This window comes from Prauserella aidingensis (assembly GCF_024171865.1).
In the GTDB taxonomy this organism is placed as follows: domain Bacteria; phylum Actinomycetota; class Actinomycetes; order Mycobacteriales; family Pseudonocardiaceae; genus Prauserella; species Prauserella aidingensis.
In genome coordinates this window covers 42,856-62,534 of the sequence record NZ_JAMTCN010000003.1, presented here as the reverse complement: position 1 = coordinate 62,534, position 19,679 = coordinate 42,856, and the positions used below count along the sequence as shown (strand labels likewise).

19 protein-coding genes are annotated in these 19,679 nt (G+C 71.5%); 9 read left to right on the top strand and 10 right to left on the bottom strand.

Annotated elements, in window-relative coordinates:
* From LY13_RS04380 to LY13_RS04370, 3 genes are read left to right on the top strand one after another with little or no spacing between them, the layout of a single operon-like run.
* Entirely contained in the window at window positions 1-1,137 is a 1,137-nt protein-coding gene (locus LY13_RS04380) for an acyl-CoA dehydrogenase family protein (RefSeq protein ID WP_253826856.1), read from the top strand.
* A complete protein-coding gene (locus LY13_RS04375; RefSeq protein WP_253826855.1) occupies window positions 1,134-2,150 on the top strand; it encodes an acyl-CoA dehydrogenase family protein in 1,017 nt (338 codons plus the stop codon). The genes LY13_RS04380 and LY13_RS04375 overlap by 4 nt, the downstream gene beginning before the upstream one ends.
* Window positions 2,140-3,372, top strand: coding sequence for an acyl-CoA dehydrogenase family protein (locus tag LY13_RS04370; protein WP_253826854.1), 1,233 nt, complete (start codon window positions 2,140-2,142; stop codon window positions 3,370-3,372). Before LY13_RS04375 ends, LY13_RS04370 begins: the two co-directional genes overlap by 11 nt.
* Here LY13_RS04370 and LY13_RS04365 read toward each other — a convergent pair.
* Window positions 3,359-4,150, bottom strand: a complete 792-nt coding sequence (locus LY13_RS04365; protein WP_253827239.1) for an aldo/keto reductase — start codon at window positions 4,148-4,150, stop codon at window positions 3,359-3,361. The two genes, LY13_RS04370 and LY13_RS04365, sit on opposite strands and share 14 nt — an antisense overlap.
* 218 nt (window positions 4,151-4,368) lie before the next feature.
* Between LY13_RS04365 and LY13_RS04360 the strand changes: the two genes are divergently transcribed.
* Window positions 4,369-6,075: a CYTH and CHAD domain-containing protein gene (locus LY13_RS04360; protein WP_253826853.1), complete on the top strand. Its 1,707-nt coding sequence runs from the start codon at window positions 4,369-4,371 to the stop codon at window positions 6,073-6,075.
* Window positions 6,076-6,240: 165 nt separating this feature from the next.
* Window positions 6,241-7,089 carry an SAM-dependent methyltransferase gene (locus LY13_RS04355; protein ID WP_253826852.1) on the top strand — a complete coding sequence of 283 codons (849 nt, stop codon included), beginning with the start codon at window positions 6,241-6,243 and terminating at the stop codon, window positions 7,087-7,089.
* Window positions 7,090-7,239: 150 nt separating this feature from the next.
* On the opposite strand, the gene LY13_RS04350 is transcribed toward LY13_RS04355, so the two are convergent.
* The gene (locus tag LY13_RS04350) at window positions 7,240-8,106 is read right to left on the bottom strand and encodes a transglycosylase SLT domain-containing protein (protein WP_253826851.1); all 867 of its coding nucleotides are present in this window, start codon (window positions 8,104-8,106) and stop codon (window positions 7,240-7,242) included.
* Between the two features lie 926 nt (window positions 8,107-9,032).
* Here LY13_RS04350 and LY13_RS04345 point away from each other — a divergent pair.
* Window positions 9,033-9,497: a PPOX class F420-dependent oxidoreductase gene (locus tag LY13_RS04345; RefSeq protein WP_253826850.1), complete on the top strand. Its 465-nt coding sequence runs from the start codon at window positions 9,033-9,035 to the stop codon at window positions 9,495-9,497.
* Between the two features lie 71 nt (window positions 9,498-9,568).
* On the opposite strand, the gene LY13_RS04340 is transcribed toward LY13_RS04345, so the two are convergent.
* The 8 genes from LY13_RS04340 to LY13_RS04305 form a co-directional block, all read right to left on the bottom strand.
* Complete coding sequence (locus LY13_RS04340; RefSeq protein ID WP_253826849.1) at window positions 9,569-10,201, bottom strand: TenA family protein; 633 nt, start codon at window positions 10,199-10,201, stop codon at window positions 9,569-9,571.
* Window positions 10,198-10,941: a glutamine amidotransferase gene (locus tag LY13_RS04335; protein WP_253826848.1), complete on the bottom strand. Its 744-nt coding sequence runs from the start codon at window positions 10,939-10,941 to the stop codon at window positions 10,198-10,200. The genes LY13_RS04340 and LY13_RS04335 overlap by 4 nt, the downstream gene beginning before the upstream one ends.
* Before the next feature lie 89 nt (window positions 10,942-11,030).
* Window positions 11,031-12,071 (bottom strand): phosphotriesterase family protein, encoded by a 1,041-nt coding sequence (locus LY13_RS04330; protein ID WP_253826847.1) that lies wholly within the window; start codon window positions 12,069-12,071, stop codon window positions 11,031-11,033.
* Window positions 12,068-13,093, bottom strand: coding sequence for an ABC transporter permease (locus LY13_RS04325; protein WP_253826846.1), 1,026 nt, complete (start codon window positions 13,091-13,093; stop codon window positions 12,068-12,070). Before LY13_RS04325 ends, LY13_RS04330 begins: the two co-directional genes overlap by 4 nt.
* Complete coding sequence (locus LY13_RS04320) at window positions 13,090-13,881, bottom strand: ATP-binding cassette domain-containing protein (protein WP_253826845.1); 792 nt, start codon at window positions 13,879-13,881, stop codon at window positions 13,090-13,092. The genes LY13_RS04325 and LY13_RS04320 overlap by 4 nt, the downstream gene beginning before the upstream one ends.
* The gene (locus LY13_RS04315; RefSeq protein WP_253826844.1) at window positions 13,878-14,891 is read right to left on the bottom strand and encodes a substrate-binding domain-containing protein; all 1,014 of its coding nucleotides are present in this window, start codon (window positions 14,889-14,891) and stop codon (window positions 13,878-13,880) included. The genes LY13_RS04320 and LY13_RS04315 overlap by 4 nt, the downstream gene beginning before the upstream one ends.
* Window positions 14,876-15,793 (bottom strand): carbohydrate kinase family protein, encoded by a 918-nt coding sequence (locus tag LY13_RS04310; RefSeq protein ID WP_253826843.1) that lies wholly within the window; start codon window positions 15,791-15,793, stop codon window positions 14,876-14,878. Before LY13_RS04310 ends, LY13_RS04315 begins: the two co-directional genes overlap by 16 nt.
* On the bottom strand, window positions 15,790-16,644 hold the full coding sequence (locus LY13_RS04305) for a BtpA/SgcQ family protein (RefSeq protein WP_253826842.1): 855 nt from the start codon (window positions 16,642-16,644) through the stop codon (window positions 15,790-15,792). The genes LY13_RS04310 and LY13_RS04305 overlap by 4 nt, the downstream gene beginning before the upstream one ends.
* Before the next feature lie 262 nt (window positions 16,645-16,906).
* Here LY13_RS04305 and LY13_RS04300 point away from each other — a divergent pair, with 262 nt between their 5' ends.
* The 3 genes from LY13_RS04300 to LY13_RS04290 all read left to right on the top strand — a co-directional run bounded on the left by LY13_RS04300 (window position 16,907) and on the right by LY13_RS04290 (window position 19,679).
* A complete protein-coding gene (locus LY13_RS04300) occupies window positions 16,907-17,917 on the top strand; it encodes a LacI family DNA-binding transcriptional regulator (protein ID WP_253826841.1) in 1,011 nt (336 codons plus the stop codon).
* A 131-nt stretch (window positions 17,918-18,048) separates the two neighbouring features.
* Entirely contained in the window at window positions 18,049-18,444 is a 396-nt protein-coding gene (locus LY13_RS04295; RefSeq protein ID WP_253826840.1) for a hypothetical protein, read from the top strand.
* Complete coding sequence (locus tag LY13_RS04290; RefSeq protein WP_253826839.1) at window positions 18,444-19,679, top strand: putative T7SS-secreted protein; 1,236 nt, start codon at window positions 18,444-18,446, stop codon at window positions 19,677-19,679. Before LY13_RS04295 ends, LY13_RS04290 begins: the two co-directional genes overlap by 1 nt.

The window sequence follows — 19,679 nt, the reverse complement described above, 5'->3', positions numbered from 1 at the left end:
ATGGACCTCGACATCGATGCGGAGTCGGCGGCCTTCCGCGACGAGGTCCGGGCGTGGCTCGCCGACAACGTGCCCCGGCCCGCCCTGCCGTCGATGGACACGGCCGAGGGGTTCGCGGCCCATCGCGAGTGGGAGGCGCGGCTGGCCGACGCGCGGCTGTCGGTCGTCACCTGGCCCGCCGAGTACACCGGCAGGGACGCTTCGCTGCTGCAGTGGCTGTTGTTCGAGGAGGAGTACTACGCGGCGGGCGCACCCGGGCGCGTGGGGCAGAACGGCATCTTCATGCTTGCCCCGACGCTGTTCGCCCACGGCACCGCGCAGCAGCGCGACCGGATTCTGCCCGCGATGGCGCGAGGTGAGCAGGTGTGGGCGCAGGCGTGGTCCGAACCGGAGGCGGGCAGCGACATCGCCGCACTGCGGAGTCGGGCGGTCCGTACCGACGGGGGTTGGCTCGTGTCGGGACAGAAGACGTGGAGCTCGCGGGCGGCGTTCGCGGACCGGGCGTTCGGTCTCTTCCGCAGTGACCCGGATTCGGAGCGCCACCGCGGGCTGACGTACCTGATGCTCGACCTGCGCGCCGACGGCGTCACGGTGCGCCCGATCCCGCAGCTGGACGGCGAGCCGGGGTTCGCCGAACTGTTATTCGACGAGGTGTTCGTGCCCGACGAGGACGTGATCGGGAACCCCGGCGACGGCTGGCGCGTGGCGATGACCACCGCCAACAACGAACGCGGCCTGTCGCTGCGCAGCCCCGGCCGGTTCCTCGCCTCGGCCGACCGCCTCGTGCGTCTGTGGGGCGAGCGCGGTGAACCCGCGGCGACGGCGGAGCGTGTGGCCGACGCGTGGATCGACACCCGCGCGTACCAGCTCTACACCTACGGCACCGCGACCCGGTTGGCCGAGGGGGAGCGGCTCGGGCCGGAGTCGAGCGTGAACAAGCTGGCCTGGTCGGGCGTCGACGTCGAACTGCACGAGACCGCACTCGACGTGCTGGGCGCGGACGGGGAGGTCGCCTCGCCGTGGGTCGACGGCTACCTGTTCTCGCTGGCGGGCCCGATCTACGGCGGGACCGACCAGATCCAGCGCAACACGATCGCCGAGCGCGTGCTCGGCCTGCCCCGGGAGGAGCGCCGATGAGGTTCGCGTTGTCGCCCGAGCAGCGGGATTTCGCCGCGGCACTGGACGAACTGCTGGCCGGGTCCGACACCCCCGGTGCCGCCCGCGAGTGGGCGGAGCGGCGGTGCGAGCCGGGGCGGAAGCTGTGGCGGGAGCTGGCCGACCTCGGGGTGTGGGGACTGCTGGTGCCGGAGGAACACGGGGGAGCGGGCGCCGAACCCGCCGACGCGGTCGTGGCGCTCGAGGCGTGCGGCTATCACGCGGTGCCGGGGCCCGTCGTGGAGACGGCCGTGGTGGCGCCGCGACTGCTGGGTGGTGACGAGCTCGCCGCCGTCGCCGCGGGCGAAGCGATGACGACCGTGGCGATCCCGCCGGAGGTGCCGAGGGCTCTCGACGCCGACGTGGCGGACATCGTGCTGCGCCTCGACGAGGAGACCGTCACGCGCGTTCCGTCCGATGTGGACCCGGACGGCAGGGTGCCGTCGATCGACGCGGTGCGGGGCCTGTTCCCCGTACCCGGCCACGGCGTGCCGGTCGGTGCCGCGCGGCCGCACGCCGTCGAGTTCGGCGTGCTCGGGGTGTCGGCCCAACTGGTCGGCGCGGCACGGCGGATGTTGGGCATGGCGACCGAGTACGCGATGCAGCGGCGGCAGTACGGCAGGCCGGTGGGGCAGTACCAGGCGGTCAAACATCTGCTGGCCGACGTCACGGTGCGGCTGGAGACGGCGCGGCCGCTCGTCGACGGGGCGGCGGTGACGCTCGCGTCCGTTGCCGACGTGCCGGGTGCCGATGTGCCGGGTGCGCAGGCGAGGGCGGTCGTGCGGGACACGTCGGCCGCGAAGGTCGCCGCCACGCGCGCGGCGATCCTCGCGGCCCGCACGTCGCTGCAGGTGCACGGTGCGATCGGTTACACGGCCGAGCACGACCTCGGCCTGTGGCTGACGAAGGTCCGCGCGCTGGCGGGCGCGTGGGGTACCGCGGACGAACACCGCGCGCGGGTGTTGCGGGCCGTGCGGGGTGGTCATGACGGCTGACGGGCGTGAGGAGGAACGGGCGGCGCTGCGGGACGCCGTGCGCGGGTTGGTGGAGAAGCGGTCCGACGTCCGCGCCGTGATGGCCTCGCCCGGCGGCCACGATCCGGCGGTGTGGTCGGTGCTGTGCGAGCAGATCGGCGTCGCGGGCCTGGCGATTCCCGAGGACTACGGGGGCGCGGGCGCGGGGCTCGCGGAGATGGCCGTCGTGGCTCACGAGCTGGGCCGCACGTTGACGCCGAGCCCGTTGCTCGGCTCGTCGGTGCTGGCCGCGCGACTGCTGCGGGAGGTGGCGGACGAGGCGGCGTGTGCGCGGCTGCTGCCGGGCATCGCCGACGGCAGCGGGCCGGCCGCCGTGGTGTGGACCGGCGAGGACGGCACGTGGTCGGACCGGCCCGCCGTCACCGCCGTCCCGGGTGGTCTCGGCGGCACCGCGTCGAACGCGGCCGGCGACGCCGCGTCGTACGCGCTGGAAGGCACAGCGTCGTACGTGCTGGACGGTGACGAGGTGGGCACGTTGCTGGTTCTGGCGTGCGACGGCGGGAGCGAGGCGGGCCGCGCCGGCGGGGTGGCGCTGTACGAGGTGGACGGCGCAGCGCCCGGGGTGAGCCGCCGTGACGCCGAGGCGCTCGATCCGCTGCGGCGCCTCGCCACGGTCACGTTGTCCGACGTCGTGGGGAGGCGGCTCGGGGAGGTGTCGGCGGACGTGTTGCGGCGGGCGCGCAACGAGGCGGTCGTCGTGCTGGCCGCCGAGCAGACCGGGGCGGCGGAGCGCGGCCTGGAACGGACGGTCGAGTACACGCTGCAGCGCCGCCAGTTCGGCAGGCCGATCGGGAGTTTCCAGGCGGTCAAACACCGGCTGGCCGATGCGTTCGTCCGGTTGGAGACCGCGCGGTCGGCCTGCCGTGCGGCGGTCGAGTCCGCGGCAGGCGGCTCGGACCCGGCGGGGGAGGACGCGGCGGTGGCGAAGGTCGTCTGCTCGGAGAGCCTGCAGCACATCGCGGCGGAGATGATCCAGTTGCACGGCGGTATCGCCATCACGTGGGAACACGACGCCCACCTGTACTTCAAGCGGGCGCACGGCAGTGCCGCGTTGTTCGGCCCACCGCAGCGGTACGTCGACGAGCTGGGTGTCGGCGACCCGGACCCCGGTGGACCGGGTGTCGGCGGGGCCGTCGCCGACGGCGCCGCTGCGGCGGGTGCGGGCTCCGTCAGCGGCGGTTGAGCGTGTCCGGGTCCGGGCCGGTCCGCTCGCCGCGGTCGAGTTCGGCCAGCCGGGCCATGTCGCTGTCGTCGAGGGTGAAGTCGAACAGCTTCAGGTTCGCCGCCATGCGCGAGGGCGTCACGGACTTCGGGATGATCACGTTCCCGAGCTGCAGATGCCACCGCAGCACGATCTGCGCGGGGGTGTGGCCGTGCTTGTCGGCGAGCGCGGTGACGGCCGGGTCGGACAGCAGCTCTCCGCCCTTGGCCAGCGGGCTCCACGCCTCGGTGACGATGCCGTGGGCCGCGTCGTACTCGCGGACCGTGGACTGCTGCAGGAACGGGTGCTCCTCGATCTGGTTGACCGCGGGCACGAGGTCGGAGTTCTCGGCGAGGGTGTCGAGGTGGTGCGGCTGGAAGTTGGACACGCCGACGGCCCGCGCCCGGCCCTCGGCGTTGATCTTCTCCAGCGCCCGCCACGTCTCCGGGTACAGCCCGGCCGCGGGAACGGGCCAGTGGATCAGGTACAGGTCGACGTAGTCGGTGCCCAGGGCCTCCAGGCTCGCGTCGAACGCCTTCAGCGCCGCGTCGTAGCCGTGCGCGTCGTTCCACAGTTTGGTGGTGAGGAACAGGTCCTCGCGGGGGATGCCGGAGTCGCGGACGGCCCGGCCGACGCCCGATTCGTTGCCGTACAGGGTGGCGGTGTCGATGCTGCGGTAGCCGGCCTCGAGTGCGGCCGTCACCGCGACCGCGGTCTCGTCCGGTGGGACCTGGAACACGCCGTACCCCACCTGGGGCATGGTCACGCCGTTGTTGAGCTCCACTACCGGAATGTCGTTCTCGGTCACGTCGCTGAGCCCTTTCGCTGTGGTCGTGTCACTGGGGATGCAGGGGCGAGTCTCGCCCATCCGGAGGCGGGCGGCACGGCGTGGGGGCCGATCGTCGGCAATGCCGATTCGGCGCCGGTGACGTACAATTCCCGGCCCGGCACAGAAGCGACGGGCACGAGGAGGCTGCTGTGCGAGAGGACGGGGAACCGTCGACGGTCTTCGCGACCGTGCGGGGCGAGGGCGAGGCGACGCGTGGTGATGCCGATGCGGTTCTCGCGGCACTCGACCCGGCCCGCGCGCAGCGCTACAGCCTCGAGGCGGGCCCGCGCCGCATCCGCAATCGCACCTACCTCGACACGGCCGACGGTCGCCTGCGGCGCAAAGGCGTGCGGTTGACCCACGATCGCGGTTCCGGCGCAGGTACGTTGACGGCCCTTCGCGACGGCGACACGGTCAGCACGCCGTTGTCCGGACCACCGGAGTGGCCCGCGCTCGCCGACGAGCTGCCCGAGGGAGACGTCCGGGACCTCGTCGCCGGGCCCATGTGGGTGCGTGCCGTCGGACCCGTGCTGCGGGCGCGCACGGTGACCCGGGAGGTGCGGGTGCGCGACGACGACGGAGCCGTGGTCGCCGGTCTCGTCTGGCGGGAGACGACGGTGCAGGAACCGGTGCGCACGGCACCCTTCATCCGGGTGGACGTGCTCACCACGGGGACGGGGAAACACGCGAAGCGGATCCGGAAGGCGCTGTGCGCATCCGGTTCCGGGTCCGACGACGGTGTGGGCAGGCGCTTCCGCAAGGACTCCGGTGACCTCTACGAGGAGCTGCTCGCGGAGGCCGGACTGCCGGACCGGCCCGAACCGCCCGAGTTCACGGCCGACACGCCGGCCGACGTCGCCGTGGCCCTGGCGCTGCGGGCGCACGCCCGGTCGGTCGCCGCCAACGTCGACGGCACGCTCGGCGACGTCGACACCGAGTACCTCCACGATCTGCGCGTCGCGGTGCGGCGCAGCCGTTCGTTGCTGAAACTCGCGGGCGACGTGCTGCCGTCGCGGCCGGTCGACCGGCACACCCCGACGCTGAAGTGGCTCGGCGACGTCACCGGCCCGACGCGCGACCTCGACGTGCATCTGCTCGGCTTCGACGAACTCACGAGCAGGCTCACCGCGGCCGGCGCCGACGACCTCGCACCGTTCCGCGAGCACCTGCACCGCGAGCGGGACGCGGCCCGGCGCGCGCTCGTCCGCGCGCTGCGCACCCGCAAGTTCACCCGATTGCTCGAGGAATGGCCCGCCGCGCTGACGGACGTCATCGGTGATGGCGACCCGGACGAGGGCGGCGCGGACGAGGGCGGCACGGGCGACGACGGGGACCCGGCCGGCGGCCAGGACACGCACACCGACGGGCGGGACGGCCACGGGGGAACGGGGACTGCGGGCGGCGACGCCGTGCCGGACGTCCGGACGTTCGTGCGCGATCGGCTCGCGCGCACGGCGAAGAAGGTGACGCGCAAGGCGGCGGCCATCACCCCGGAATCGCCGGCCGAAGATGTGCACGACCTGCGGAAACGGTGCAAGGAGCTGCGCTACCTGCTGGAGTTCGCGCGGCCGTTGTGCCCGGACGCGGAATATGCGGCGGTGTTGAAGCGGCTCAAGAAGCTCCAGGACATCCTCGGCGCGTTCCAGGACGGCGAGGTGCAGAGCGAGGCGCTGCGGGAGCACGCGGGACGGATGCACGAGGCGGGGCGCGCACCCGTGGGCACGTTGCTGGCCATGGGGGAGCTGGCGGGTGCGTACGCGGCGGATCAGCAGCAGGCCCGCCGTGACCTGACAGCCGCGTTGCGCCGGTTCCTCGGCGACGACATGCGGGCCCGGATCACGTCGCTGGTGCGTTGAGTCGTCCGGCTCGACGGGCCGTGCCGGCGGATCCGGTGACGGGAGCGGCGTTCGGCCGCGGTCAGGCCCGGAACGACGCCGGGTGGGATCCCGGGCATTCCCCCGGTAGGGTGACAACAGGCGGTTGATCAACAACGCGGGTCCGCGGGACGACGAGGAGGAACGATGGCGCCGAACGACCAGGGCTCCGTACCGGAGGGTGTGGATCTGGAACGCCCCAACCCAGCCCGGATCTACGACTGGTTCCTCGGCGGGAACAACAACTGGGCCATCGACCGCGAGTTCGGCGCGAAGGCCGTCGAGACCTTCCCGATCGTGCGCACCATGGCCCGGGTCGGCCGTGAGTTCCTGGGCCGCGGCGTCCAGTACCTCGCCGATCAGGGCATCACCCAGTTCCTCGACCTCGGATCCGGCGTTCCGACGGTCGGCAACGTCCACGAGATCGCCGACTCGGTCGACCCCGACAGTCGGTGTGTGTACGTCGACAACGAATCGGTCGCCGTGGCCCACTCCCGGGTACTGCTCGAGCGGGAGGGCGATCCGACCCGTCACGCCGTGATCCAGGCCGACCTGCTCGACGTCGACGAGGTGTGGGAGGCGGCCCTCGACACGGGCGTCCTCGACCCGACGAAGCCCATCGGCCTCATCGTCGTCAACGTGCTGTACTTCTTCGGCCCGGACGACGATCCGTACGGCGTCGTGCGCGACTACGTGGAGCGGCTCCCGGCCGGCTCGTACCTGCTGACCTCGCACCTGACGTTCGACGGCGTGCCGGACGAGGGCCAGAACGAACGCGAGGCGATCAGGGAGCAGTACGCCCGCTCGAGTTCGCCGCTGTTCCTCCGTTCCCGCGAGGAGTTCGAGCGGTTCTTCGACGGCCTCGAGCTCGTCGAACCCGGTATCACGTGGACGCCCGAGTGGAGGCCGGAGCTGCGCGAGTCCCCGGCCTCGGAGGAGTTCCGGGCCAACCCTTCGGCCGCCAGCGGTTTCGTCGGCCTCGGCCGCAAACCCTGACCGCCGGCGTCGCCTGCCCCGGCGCATCCTGGCCTGCGGCGTCTCGTGATCGGCGGGGCAGGCGACGCGAGCAGGCCGCTCGGAGGTCGGGAAGGATCTCCGAGCGGCCTGTGAGAACCGAGCGAGGCTGTCGGCGCGCGAACCGCGTGCTCAGTAGCCCTGGTAGTCACCGCCACCGGCCATCGAGGCGAGGCCGGGGTGCTCGTCGAAGCTGCCGTAGCGGTCCAGCGTGTAGCGGACACCGGCGATGATGTTGTCGACCGGGTTGTAGATGTCGTCGTGACCCGACAGCTTGTGGGCGTCGAACGTCGGGTCGATGGTCTGCATCAGGCCCTTCGACGGGATGCCCTTGGCCGCGTTGCTGTCCCACAGGTTGATGGCCCGCGGGTCACCGCTCGACTCCTTCTCGATGATCGTGCGGATCTCGTCACGCTTCTCGTGCGTGATCTCCACGTTGTTCTGCCGCAGAATGTCGATCGCGCGGTTGATCCAGCGGTCGACCTGGTCGAACTGCGGCTTCGGCGCGGGCTTCGGCTTGGGCTGTGCCTTCGGGGCGGGCTTGTTCTGCTTCGCCTCCTGCGCCTTCGCCTGCTGGGCCTTCGCCTCGGTCTGCTGCTTCTGCTGCGGCTGCGACTGCTGCTTCTGGTCGGTCTGCTTGCCGCCCTCGGCCGGGGCGGCCTGCCGGGCCTGGCCGCCGGACGCGCCGCCCTGCTCCGGCTTCTCGGACTCGGAGGCCTTCTCACCGAGCTGGGCGACACCGAAGTGACTGTGCGCACGGACCACGCCCGCATTCTGGGCGGCGGAGTCGGCGGTGCGCTGGGACGCGGCGGCGTTGACCTCCTCGTCGGCGAACGCGGCCTGGCCGACGACACCGGCGAGCGCCGTCGCGAGCAGTCCCACGGCGGCGTAGCCGCGGACACTCTCCTTCAAGGAGGAGTTCAGTTTCGGGGAGCTCGGGGTCAGGGTCTTTCGCGCGAAGATGTTCTTCGCGTTCCGGGGGATGTCGTTCCACTCCACGGGGTGGTTCTCCTTTTTGGTTTCGCGTGCCGACCGGTCGGGGTTCCGAGTCGGCTGGGTCGCGACCGTGCTGGGGAACACGCGGGGTTGTCGCGAACACCTTCCGAGATATTACGAAACGGCAACGGAGAAGTCACGTATCGGTGTCGTGGAACACAGATCGTTTTCCGAAAGAAGGTTTAGGCGTACAGGAGTCGGCTTTCTTTGACTCGCGCCAGACAACCCGGAGAACGTATCAGAAAGACGTCCCGATTGGCCAAGAGTGCCGCGTGAAACGCCTTGACCAGCGGATACTGTGCCACGTGTGAGTGAGGTAAAGCGAGACCGAGGGCATTGTGTGGACATTCGGTCACAGCTTGTCAGTATCACTCGAACGTGTCAGACACCCGGCGTGTCGGGTCAAATACGCTATGTGATAACCGGACACGTAACGTGAACACCACTCGGGTGTCATTCGCAAAAAAGTATTGGTAGAGACATTTCACGGTTTCGAAAATCGATCACGCGAGGAAATGATCACACGGCTGCGGGGTGAACGCCACCCGATGGTGAATCGCCTGACGTGTTCGCTCCACACGAAAGATCGGGAATCGCTCCCCTCGGAGGTCCGAGGGACGTGGTGGTCGGCCCCGCCGCCCTGCTTCGGGCCGGTGCGCTGCGACGGGACGCGGGTGGAGCACGCGGCGGGCAGGCGGTGAGGCCGGTTAGAGTGCGACCGCGATCACCGGCGGAGCGGCAGGCAGCCGGAACGGGTCGCCGGGGCGGCACAGTGACGCGGCGCAGTGACCCGGCGCGGTGACGCGGCCGCGGTCGCCCGAGCGCCTGCCGCCGGACGGGAGACAGCACAGCCAGCAGACCCAGCACAGCCAGCAGACCCAGCACAGCCAGCAGACCCAGCACAGCCAGCAGACCGGGAGGTCGCCAGATTGCCACGCATCGCCACCGCCGAACGGGTCGGCCGGGACGAACTCCTGGAGTTCGTGCGGCCCCGGCACCGCACCGTGCTCATGACCACCCGGGCCGACGGCAGGCCCCAGCTGTCGCCCGTGACCTGCGGCGTCGACGAGAGCGGCCGGATCGTCGTCTCCACGTACCCGAGCCGGGCGAAGACCCGCAACGCGCGGCGGAACCCGGCCGTGTCGTTGTGCGTGCTCTCCGAGGAGTGGGACGACGCGTGGGTGCAGCTCGACGGCACCGCCGAGGTGCTTGACATGCCCGACGCGCTCGACGGCCTGGTCGAGTACTTCCGCTGCATCTCCGGCGAACACCCCGACTGGGACGAGTACCGCGAGGCGATGCAGCGGCAGGGCAAGTCCCTGCTGCGCATCACGATCGACGACTGGGGCCCGATCGCCACCGGCGGGTTCCCGCCCGAGCTCGCCGACGACTGAGCCACGCCCCGTCGCGTCCGTACGCCTGTGGCCCCTCGCGAGACGATTCGCGAGGGGCCACAGGTGCGCCACTACAGATACACCGCGTCGTGGAAGGTGATCTCCGCGTCGAGCATGCCGGTGAACCAGGCGGTGAGACGGTCGTCGGCGATGTCGGAGGGCAGTTCGTCGACCGCGGCGCCGAGTGCGGCGACGCCCGAGGTGAACGGCTCGCGGGTGTGCAGTTCGACCCAGTCGGCGACGGGCCCGGCCGGCGGTGTCCCGTCCTGGAGGGCGCGGGTGCACCAGGACAGGTACAGCGTCTCGGCGGCGAACATGACCGTGGTGACGGCGGCGTACCCGCCCTCCTCGGCGGCCGTGAGCGCGTAGTCCGACAGCGCCGCCGCCGCGCGGCGCGCAGCCTCGGACGTCTCGGCCCGGACCGGCCACGCGGCGCGCGCGGTGGCGAAGTACTCCGTCTGCTCGGTGACGAGCCCGTGCAGCGCCACGGCGTTGCGGGTGACGGCCCGCCAGTGCGGCGCCCGCCAGGCCGCGAGTCCGTGCAGCCGGGCCGCGGTGTCGACGAACCCGGCCTCGAACTCGAGGTAGCGCGCGTACTCCCGGTCGCCGATCGTGCCGTCGTGGACGTCGGAGGCGAACCGCATCGCCGTGGCCCGTTCCAGTGCGGGACCGCCTGCGCGGAGGAGCTGTTCGGACCGGCTCACGCCGCGAGCCAGTCGATCAGACCGCCGAACACGTCCGCGTAGCCCGGCCACTGCTCGCAGAACTCGGGCGGTGCCCAGTGCGGCGAGCAGTCCGAGGTGAAGACCGCGCTGCGGCCCTCGCCGTAGGTGCCGACCGCGACCAGCGGGTCGTCGCCGATCGTCGCGAGCACCTCGGTGGCGGGCCGCGGGCGCACGCGGTTGTAGCCGAGCAGCCGCGGCCACTCGCCGTTGACGCCGCCGAGCGCGGGGTGGTCGGCGGTGACCCGGCCGCGGGCGCCTGCGGGCAGTTCGACCCGGTCGTCCTCGGGCAACAGGTCGACGGGCAGCACCTCGTGCAGCACCGTGTTGCGGTAGGCCGCCTTGGCCTCGAACCCGGTGAACGACAGGTAGCCGCCCACCATCAGCAGGCCGCCGCCCGCGTCGACCCAGTCCCGCAGTGCGGCGAGTCGGTCGGCACCGGGGCGGGCGCCGTCGAACACCGACGGTGCGAGCTGCACCGAGTTCGCGCCGATGTCGGACAGGACGACGACGTCGTAGGCTTCCAGGCCCGCCCGGTCCTCGGGAAAATCGGACGGTACGAGGTGTGCGGGCAGGTGCACGACCTCGTGCCCGCGCGAGGTCAACGCCGTCCGCAGGGGAGCGACGCCTTCCACGTACGAACTCGTCACGAACGAGTCGACGCCCTTGATGTGCGTCGACTGGGTGATCCAGCTTTCACCGGCGATCAGTACTCGTGCCACGGAGGTGGTCCCTTTCTGGTTGAGTTTCCCGGTCGTCACCGGGGCGCGGTCGATGGGTGCGGATGTCGGGGACTCGGGGTGCGCGGGCATCAGTCGTGGGCGGCCGCCTCGAACAGCCGCGTCGGATTGGTGCGCAGCAGTCCGGAGGTGATCTCGCCGGGTACTCCGAGATCCCGAAGCCGGGAGGTGAACAGGGTCGGCACGTAGCCGAGTCCGTTGCCGCCGTGGACGGTGAGCATGCTCTTGAGGAACAGGTCGTGGCTGAGCAGCAGCCGGTCGGCGAAGCCGTCCTCGATCAGCCCGGCGATCGCACCCGCCGTGTCGGCGGGTGCGGGCGACTGACCCTCGCCGGGGTAGCGGAACGGCATGCCGATCATGTCGAACTCGAGCCACACGCCCCGCCGGGCCACGGAGCGCTGGTAGGCGACGTCCTGGCCCGACGGGTCCATGTGGCACAGCACGACGGCGCCCGGCGCGACCCCGACCTCGTCGACGACGATGTCGAGCACCTCGTGCGCCCGGCGTTGCCAACCGGGCAGGTGCACGTACAGCGGGACGCCCACTTCGCGTTGCGCCACGGCCGCCGCCCGCAGCGTGCGGTGCTCGGCGTCGGTGAATGCGGGGGAGACGCCGATCTCGCCGATCACGCCGGGCGCGATGCCCGTCGCACCCGCACCGAGGCGGAACTCGTCGACCAGTGCGGTCGCCAGGACGTGGTCGTCGGTGCTGGACAGCTCGGGCGGGTGGAAGTCCTCCAGGTACCAGCCCGAGCCCATGACGATCCGCACCCCGGTTCGTTCGGCCAGGTCCCGCAGCACCGACGGATCCCGGCCCAGTCCCGGCGGCGTGACGTCGACGACCGTTCCGCCGCCCGCAGCGGCGAACGCGGCCAGGTCGTCGGCGACCGGCCCCGGGTCGTCGAGGGTGCAGTGGTCCAGGCACGCGTAGGGCTGTTCGCGCAGCAGCCACGCGATCTCCGGACCGGTCGGGGCGTCCCGCAGCCACGCCAGTTCCGGATCGGCCGGTGGGCCGACCGCCCTGCGCACGTCGTTGTGCAGGTGCTCGTGGGTGAGGGTCAGTCCGAGCTCGGCGGTAGGCACCGCCCCGGTGACGGTGGTGACGGCGGTCATGTCGGTCGTTTCGTCAGGTGGGAGACCAGCTGGGCGAGCGACCGGCCGCGCAGGTTGATCCAGATCGCCGCGATCAGCACCAGGCCCGTCACGATCGGGGTGAGGAACGGGCTCACGCCCATGAGCGTCAGGCCGTTGGCGATCATGCCGGTGATCAGCGCGCCGATCACCGTCCCGACGATCGTGCCGCGGCCGCCGAACAGGTTCGTGCCGCCCAGGACGACCGCCGCGATCACGGTGAGCTCGAAGCCCTCCGCCGAGTTGGCGGACCCGGATCCCAGGCGCGCTGCGGTGAGAATGCCGGCAGCGCCCGCCGCGAGTCCCGTCAGCATCAGCGTGATCATCTTGATGCGGCGGGTGTTCACGCCGGCACGGCGTACCGATTCCTCCTGTGCGCCGATGCCGTTGACGTAGCGGCCGAACCGCATGCGCGACAACAGGATTCCGCCGATGACCGCGGTTCCGAGCGCGATCCACGCCAGCGCGGAGAAGCCGAGGAACTCGGCCTCGCCGATCTTCGCCACGAACAGTCGGCGGTCGATCGGGACCGAGAAGCCCTCCGTCCACAACAGAGCGAACCCGCGGATGATCGACATCGCCGCGAGCGTGACGATGAACGGAGGGATGTTCTGGTACGCCGACAGCCAGCCGTTCACCGAGCCCCAGAACAGCCCCGCCAGCAGGCCCGCCACGATGACGAGGGACGAGTCGAGGCCGAGTTGCAGCAGCTCGGCCGTCATCGCCGCGACGAACGCGACCGTCGAGCCCACCGACAGGTCGATCTGGCCCGTCGTTATCACGAACGTCATCGCGATCGCCACGATCAGCGTGATCGCCACCTGGGTCGCCAGGTTCGACATGTTGCCGAACGTGAGGAAGTTCGGCGAGGCCATGCCGAACCCGATGAACAGAGCCACCGTGACACCGAGCATCGCCACGGTCGCCTTGTTCACGCGCTCCCACCACGACGGCTGGGCCGCCAGATCCCGCTGCTGCTGCGGGGACGCCACCTGCGTCGTCATGCCGCCTCCTCGGTCGTCGTGTTCGAGCGGGTGATCATCCCGACGAGCGTCTCGATGTCGAGGTCGGCGGTCGCGGCGTCGTCGACGCTCTGCCCCTCGTACATCACCGTGATGCGGTCGCACACCTCGAACAGGTCCTGTAGTCGGTGGGTGATGAGGATGACGCCGACGCCCTGCTGAGCAACCTCGCGGATCATGCGCAGCACCTGCCGGACCTCGGCGACCGCCAGTGCGGCCGTCGGTTCGTCCAGGATCAGCACCTTCGGCTGGAACGAGACGGCGCGTGCGATCGCGACCGCCTGCCGCTGCCCGCCGGACAGTTCGCCGATCTCCTGGTACGTCGAACGCACCCGCACGTGCAGCGTGGACAGCATCTCGGCGGCCTGACGGTGCATCTCGGCGCGGTCGACGAACGGGCCCTTCCGCGGTTCACGGCCGAGGAACAGGTTGCTCGCGACGTCGAGCGTGTCGCACAGGGCGAGGTCCTGGTAGACGATGCCGATGTGCTCGGCGCGGGCGTCGGCCGGACTGTGGAACCGGACCTGTTTGCCCCCGACGGTGATCGACCCCGTGTCGTGCCGGATCGCCCCGGACAGGACCTTCATCAGGGTCGACTTGCCCGCGCCGTTGTCGCCGACGAGGCCGAGCACCTCGCCCGGCCCGAGCCGCAGGTCCACGCCGCGGAGCGACTGCACCGCGCCGAACGATTTCGTAATGCCCTCGAGGGTGACGAGCGTGTCGCCGCCCTGCCCGTCGCCGCCCTGGGGGTCGGTGCTCTCGTGACTCATTCCCGCTCCAGGTAGTAGAGGTACTCGGACACGTTGTCCGGCGTGACGATCTGGGTCGGCACCGGAATGTCGGCCGGTACGTCACGACCGCAGACCAGGTCGATCGCCGCGTTCATCGACTGGTAGCCGAACTCGAACGTGTTCTGCTGCACGACGCCCTTGATCCAGCCGGCGCGCAACCCGTCGACCGCCTGCGTCGACAGGTCCCAGCCGACGACCTCGATCTCGTCGCTGCGCTGCTGGCTCGTGACGGCGGCGGCCAGTCCGATCAGCGCCGGTTCCCCGGTCGCGTAGGCGTACGGCAGGTCCGGGTTGCCGGTGAGGAGGTTCTCGGCGACCGTCTGCGCCTCCTCCTGGATGTTGCGTCCGTCCACGACGTGCCGGATCGTCATGCCGCCGTCGGTCACCCGGTCGGAGAAGCCCTTCTGCCGCTGCAGCTGCACGGTGCTGTTGAGCGCGCCCACGATGCCGACGTCGCCCTCGCCGCCGCTGAGGTCCAGCAGCTCGTCACCGAGCTGCCTGCCTCCCTCGACGTTAGCCGTGCCCACCTGCGCGGAGACGGCTTTGTCGTCGACGACGGCGTCGACCGCGACCACCGGTACGCCCGCTGCGTCGGCCCTGCGGATCGCGGGCCGGATGCCGTCGGTGTCGACCGCGTCCACGATGATCGCGTCGAAGTCGTTCGCGACGAGGTTGTCGATCGCGTTCGCCTGCTTCTGCGAGTCGTCGTCGCCGTTGACGACCTGCACCTCGACGCCGGCCTCCCGTGCGATGTGCTCGGCGCCGGTGATGATCTGGTTGAAGAACAGTGCCTGCAGGTTGATCGGCACGATGCCGATCTTGGGCCGGTCGCCGTCGACCTCGCACGACTCGGCGACGTCGGAGGGCGGTGGCGGGCCCTGCTGCTGGGCCCGGGCCTCGGCCGCCATTTCGCGGCGCGCGGCGGTGTCGCACGCCGTCACCACGAGCAGCAGGCCCAGTGCGGCGAGCGCGATCAGCTTGCGTCGCATGATGTTCGCTCCTCTCCGGGGGAACCGGTGTCCGCGCCTGATGCGGTGTCGAGACCGGACAGCACCGCGGCGCGGTGCGGAAGTCCGGCGCGCGCGCCGGGGCTCGTGCAGGACAGGCCCGCAGCGACGGCTGCGAACCGGGCGGCGCTCGTCGGTGCCGCGCCGCGGGCGAGTTCGGTGCAGTAGGCGCCGACGAAACAGTCGCCCGCACCGGTGGTGTCCACGGCGGACACCTCGATCGTCGGAATCCGGGTGCTGCTCCCGTCCGGCGGTAGCAGCAGCGCGCCACGACCCCCGTCGGTGATCACCAGGTGAGTGCCGTGCCGGCCGGCCAGCGAGGCGCACACCTCGTCGTCGCCCAGCAACGCCGCCGCCTGGCCACGGCCCAGCACGACGTGTTCGGCGACCTCGAGTGCCGCGAGTGCAGCCTCCCGGGATTCGCAGCCGTCGAGGTCAACCACCACGCGCGCGGTGTCGGCCAGCGCGGCCGCCGCCTCCGGGAAGCGGTACCCGTCCAGGTAGAGCCAGCCGCCGTCGGCGTGCCCGGCAGCCGCCGCGATGTCGGCGCCGGTGAGGTCGTCGTCCTGACTGATGATCGCCCGTTCCCCGTCCGGGGTGAGCAGCACGAGCGCGGTGGTCAGTTGTGCATCCCGGCGGGTGAGTGACACGTCGACGCCGTCGGCGGCGAGGGCCTCGAGGAAGGCGGTCGACAGCGGGTCCGTGCCGACCGCACCCGCGAACGCGGCGTGGGCGCCGAGCCGGGCGGCGGCCGCAGCGGCGTTGGCGGCCATCCCGCCGTCACCCCTGTCGACCGCGACGGCCTGCACCCGCTGCCCGGTCGTGGGCAGCTCGGGAACCGACGCGGTGACGTCGTTGTTGGCGTACCCGCAGAACACGATCACGGCAGGACCGCGCCCGCTCGTTCGGCGGCGGTGGTGAGCTCGCGGACCTTGGCCGGGTCCACGCGGCCCCACCAGCGGCCGTTGTCCTTCACCGACGAGGCGACGATGACGCCGTCGCAGGCGGGCAGCAGCTCGCCGATGTTGCCGGAGGTGATGCCGGAGCCGATGACGACGGGCAGGCTCGTGTGCTCCTTGATGCCCGCCACCTCGTCGACCGCGGCGGCGTCCCCGGTGCGGGAGCCGGTGGCGATGAGCACGTCGGCGTCGAAGAACTCGGCGTCCTCGGTCTGTTCGGCCAGCGTGCGGTCGGCGACGATCGCGTGCGCACCGTGCTTGACGTGGACGTCGGCGAACACCTTCACCGGGCCCGCGCCGATGCGGCTGCGGTAGCGCGTCGCGGCGGCCGCCTGCCCCTCGATGATGCCTTCGTTGGCGACGTAGGCGTTGGCCCACTGGTTGACCCGCACGAACCCGCCGCCACCGGACCACGCGGAGGCGATCGCACATTCGGCCGCGTTGGACAGCACGCTGACGCCGACGCCGCCGTCGGTCGCGTCGCGCACGGCGGCGGTGACGACACCCATCGCCGCGGCGGTCTCGTAGCCGTGTTCGCCCGGTTTCGGGAACGGGATGTCCCAGTGGTTCTCGACGACGACGCCGTGGCACCCGCCGTCGAGGTAGGCACGGGCCTCCTCGACGGCGAACGTGCGGATGTCGGCGAGGGGAGTCCCGGTGTAGTGCGGACTGCCGGGGAGTGCGGGTAGGTGCACGACGCCGATCACGACCTTGTCGGTGCCGAACAGTTCGCGCAGGGCGTTCGGTTTGGGAGGGAAGACTCCGAGAGTGGTCATCAGTGCTCTCTGTGCTCGGGGGCGACGGACGGGCGTCGGAGGTTCGGGGTCCGCCCGGGGCGGGTCTCGTCGGCGACGGGTGCTCGATCGCGACGGTGTCGAGAGTCCGGACGGTGATCCCCGGGACGTCGGTGTAATCGATTGCCCGTGAATTGCGGAGTACGTTAGAGAGACTTGTGGCGGAAGGTCAATGGTCTAGCCTGGACCAGTGTCAGGGGAACCGATTAAGTTCCGGTTTCGCCCACTACGGAGAGGTAAACGATTGCAGCGGGTCACCATTGCCGACGTCGCACGCCACGCGGGAGTCTCGACGGCCACGGTCTCCCGCGCACTGTCGGGCGGGCGCAAGGTCTCCTCGGACGTCGCCGAGCGGGTCCGGGAGGCGGCCCGTGAGCTCGGGTACGAGGTGAACCCGATCGCGCGGGCGCTGCGCGTCAGCCGGACGGACACGGTCGGCATGGTCGTGCCGAGCATCCGGAACCCGTTCTTCACCGCGCTCGTCGAGAGCGTCGAACACGCACTCGGCGCCGACGGCAAGGAATTGCTGCTCTGTGACGCCCAGTCCGATCCCGCCACCGAGGCCAAGCGACTGGACGCCCTCGTGACCCGCAACGTGGACGGCATCATCGTCAGTCCGTGCCACGGCACCGACAGCACTCCCGCGGTGCAGCGAACGGCCGAGCGACTTCCGCTGGTCCAGCTCGACCGGTTCGTCGGCGGCACGAGCACGGACTGGGTCGGCGTGGACGACATCGCCGCGATGCGCGCGGTCGTGGAACACGTCCGTGACGGCGGTGCACGGTCGGCGGCGTACCTCGGCGCCCGGCTCACCAATTCGTCGAGCGAACTGCGTCATGCCGGATTCCTCCGACACGCCGACGAGATCGGCGTCGAAACCGGCCCACAGTGGACACTCCTCGGCGACTACAGCGTGGAATGGGGCGAACGTGCGGTGGGCCTGCTCGCCGACTCCGGGCGGTTGCCGGACGCGCTCGTGTGTGCCGACGACCTGATCGCGCTCGGCGCGGTGCGCGCCTGCCGCACCCGTGGCATCACAGTGCCCGACCGGATACAGGTCACCGGTTTCGACAACATCGAGTTCACCCGGCTCGCCGAGCCGCCGCTGACCACCGTGGACCAGCCGACCCGGCGGATCGCGGACGAGGCGGTGCGCCTGCTGGGCGACGCCGCCGGTGGGCCCGCGGCGCGCGATGCCGCACACGTCGCCCTCGTGCCGAAGCTCGTCGTCCGGGACAGCACCCGCACGGGCTGACCTGGGCCCCGCGCCGGGTGCCCGGGGCCGTCCCGCCGCCGCGCCCCGATGCCACGGCCGTACCACCGGAGAACCACAGCTACTCGGCAGTATCGCTCGCAGGCGAGGGGTGGAGGGCCGGGTGAGACCCGGTGAGCGAAGCCGAGGAGGCGACGGGGAGCGGCATGGCGGGTTTCGATGCGGTACCCGACGAACTGCGACAGACGGCCGGGCGCATCGCCGAGACGGTGGCGCGGGCCGCGGAGGTCGCGTGGCAGGGGCCCGGTGGGAACTACGGGCACGGCGACGTCCAGTCGGCGTGGGGCCGGTTCATGGACGACGTCGACCGGCAACTGCGCTCGCTCCGGGAACGAGCCGGCGAACACGGCAGTGGGCTGCGTGCGGCGGCCGACCGGTACCTGGAGCAGGAGCAGGAGGGGCTGGGTGTCGTCTCCGAACTCCACGAAGCGGTCGAGCGATCCCCGCAGATGCCCGCACTCGGTGCGGCGCCGGGGCGGATCGCGAGCGTACTGGACGGGGGCGCCTGATGGCCGCGCAGCTCGGGCAGACGACCGACCCGAAACAGCTCATTCCGGGCGAGCCGGAGCAGATCGCCGCGGACCTGCGGGGCATCGTCGGCAACCTCGGCACCGTCGGCGAGGTCGGCGGACTGCTGGGGCAGATCGATCCCGGTGACTGGACCGGCGATGCGAGTACCGCGTTCCGGGACGTGTTCTCCGCCGAGCCTCCGAAGTGGACGGAACTGGTCGACACCGTCGCCAGGGGTGGGCAGACGCTCGCGGACTTCGCCGACGTCCTGGCCTGGAGGCAGGGCGAGGCGCTCAGGGCGATCGAACTGCACACCCAGGCGCAGGCCGTGCAGCGGGCGGCGATGGCACAGCAGCAGGCGCAGGCCGCGGCGGGTGCGCCCGCGCAGGCCGACCCGGGCGGCGGACTGCTGGCGGAGGCGCAGGCCGTCCTCGACAACGCCCGGCAGCGGGTCGACGCGGTCGGTGCTCAGCTGGCGTCGACACTCGGCCTGCACCCCGACGGGCAGGGCGGCTACGGCCGCGAACACGAACGCATCCACGAACGGCGGACGGACCGGTCCTGGGGCGGGTCGCAGGGGCTCAAGGAGGACCCCGTCGCGCGGCTGGTCGACACGCTCGGCATCGGACTGCCCGGCGCGAGCGCGCAGGCGGAAGCCGGTGTGAGTGTCGCCGAGGGCGAGCTCGGCGGCGAGTTCGACCACGGACCGTTCGCGGGGCGGGGAACACTCGGCGGATCCGTGCTCGGGGCGAGCGCGGGCGCCGAGGCGTCGGCCGATCCCACCGGCGTGTCGGCGGGCGCGGGTGCCGAGGCGCACTTGGCCCGCGGCAGCGCCGAGGGCGGACTCGACTTCGGTCCGCTCGGCGTGAACGGCCAGGCCGACGCCGCGGTCGAGGCCACGGCGAACGCGAACGTCGACATCGGGCTGACCGGCATCGACGCGGCCGCCGACGCGTTCGCCGGAGCACGGGCGGACGTCGGGGCCGGTGTCGAGATCGCCGGTATCGGGGCGGGTGTCAACGCCGAGGGCTGGGCGGGCGCGGGTGCCGAGGCCGGGCTGCAGTTCGGCATGGGCGAGGACGGCAAGTTCCACGTCGGAGGTGATCTCGGCCTCGGAGCCGGACTCGGCGGCAAACTCGGTGGCGGAATCACGGTCGATCCGGGCCGGCTCACCGATTCCGTCACCGGAGCGGCCGACACCGTCGGCTCGATGGTGCGCGATCTGGGCTGGTGA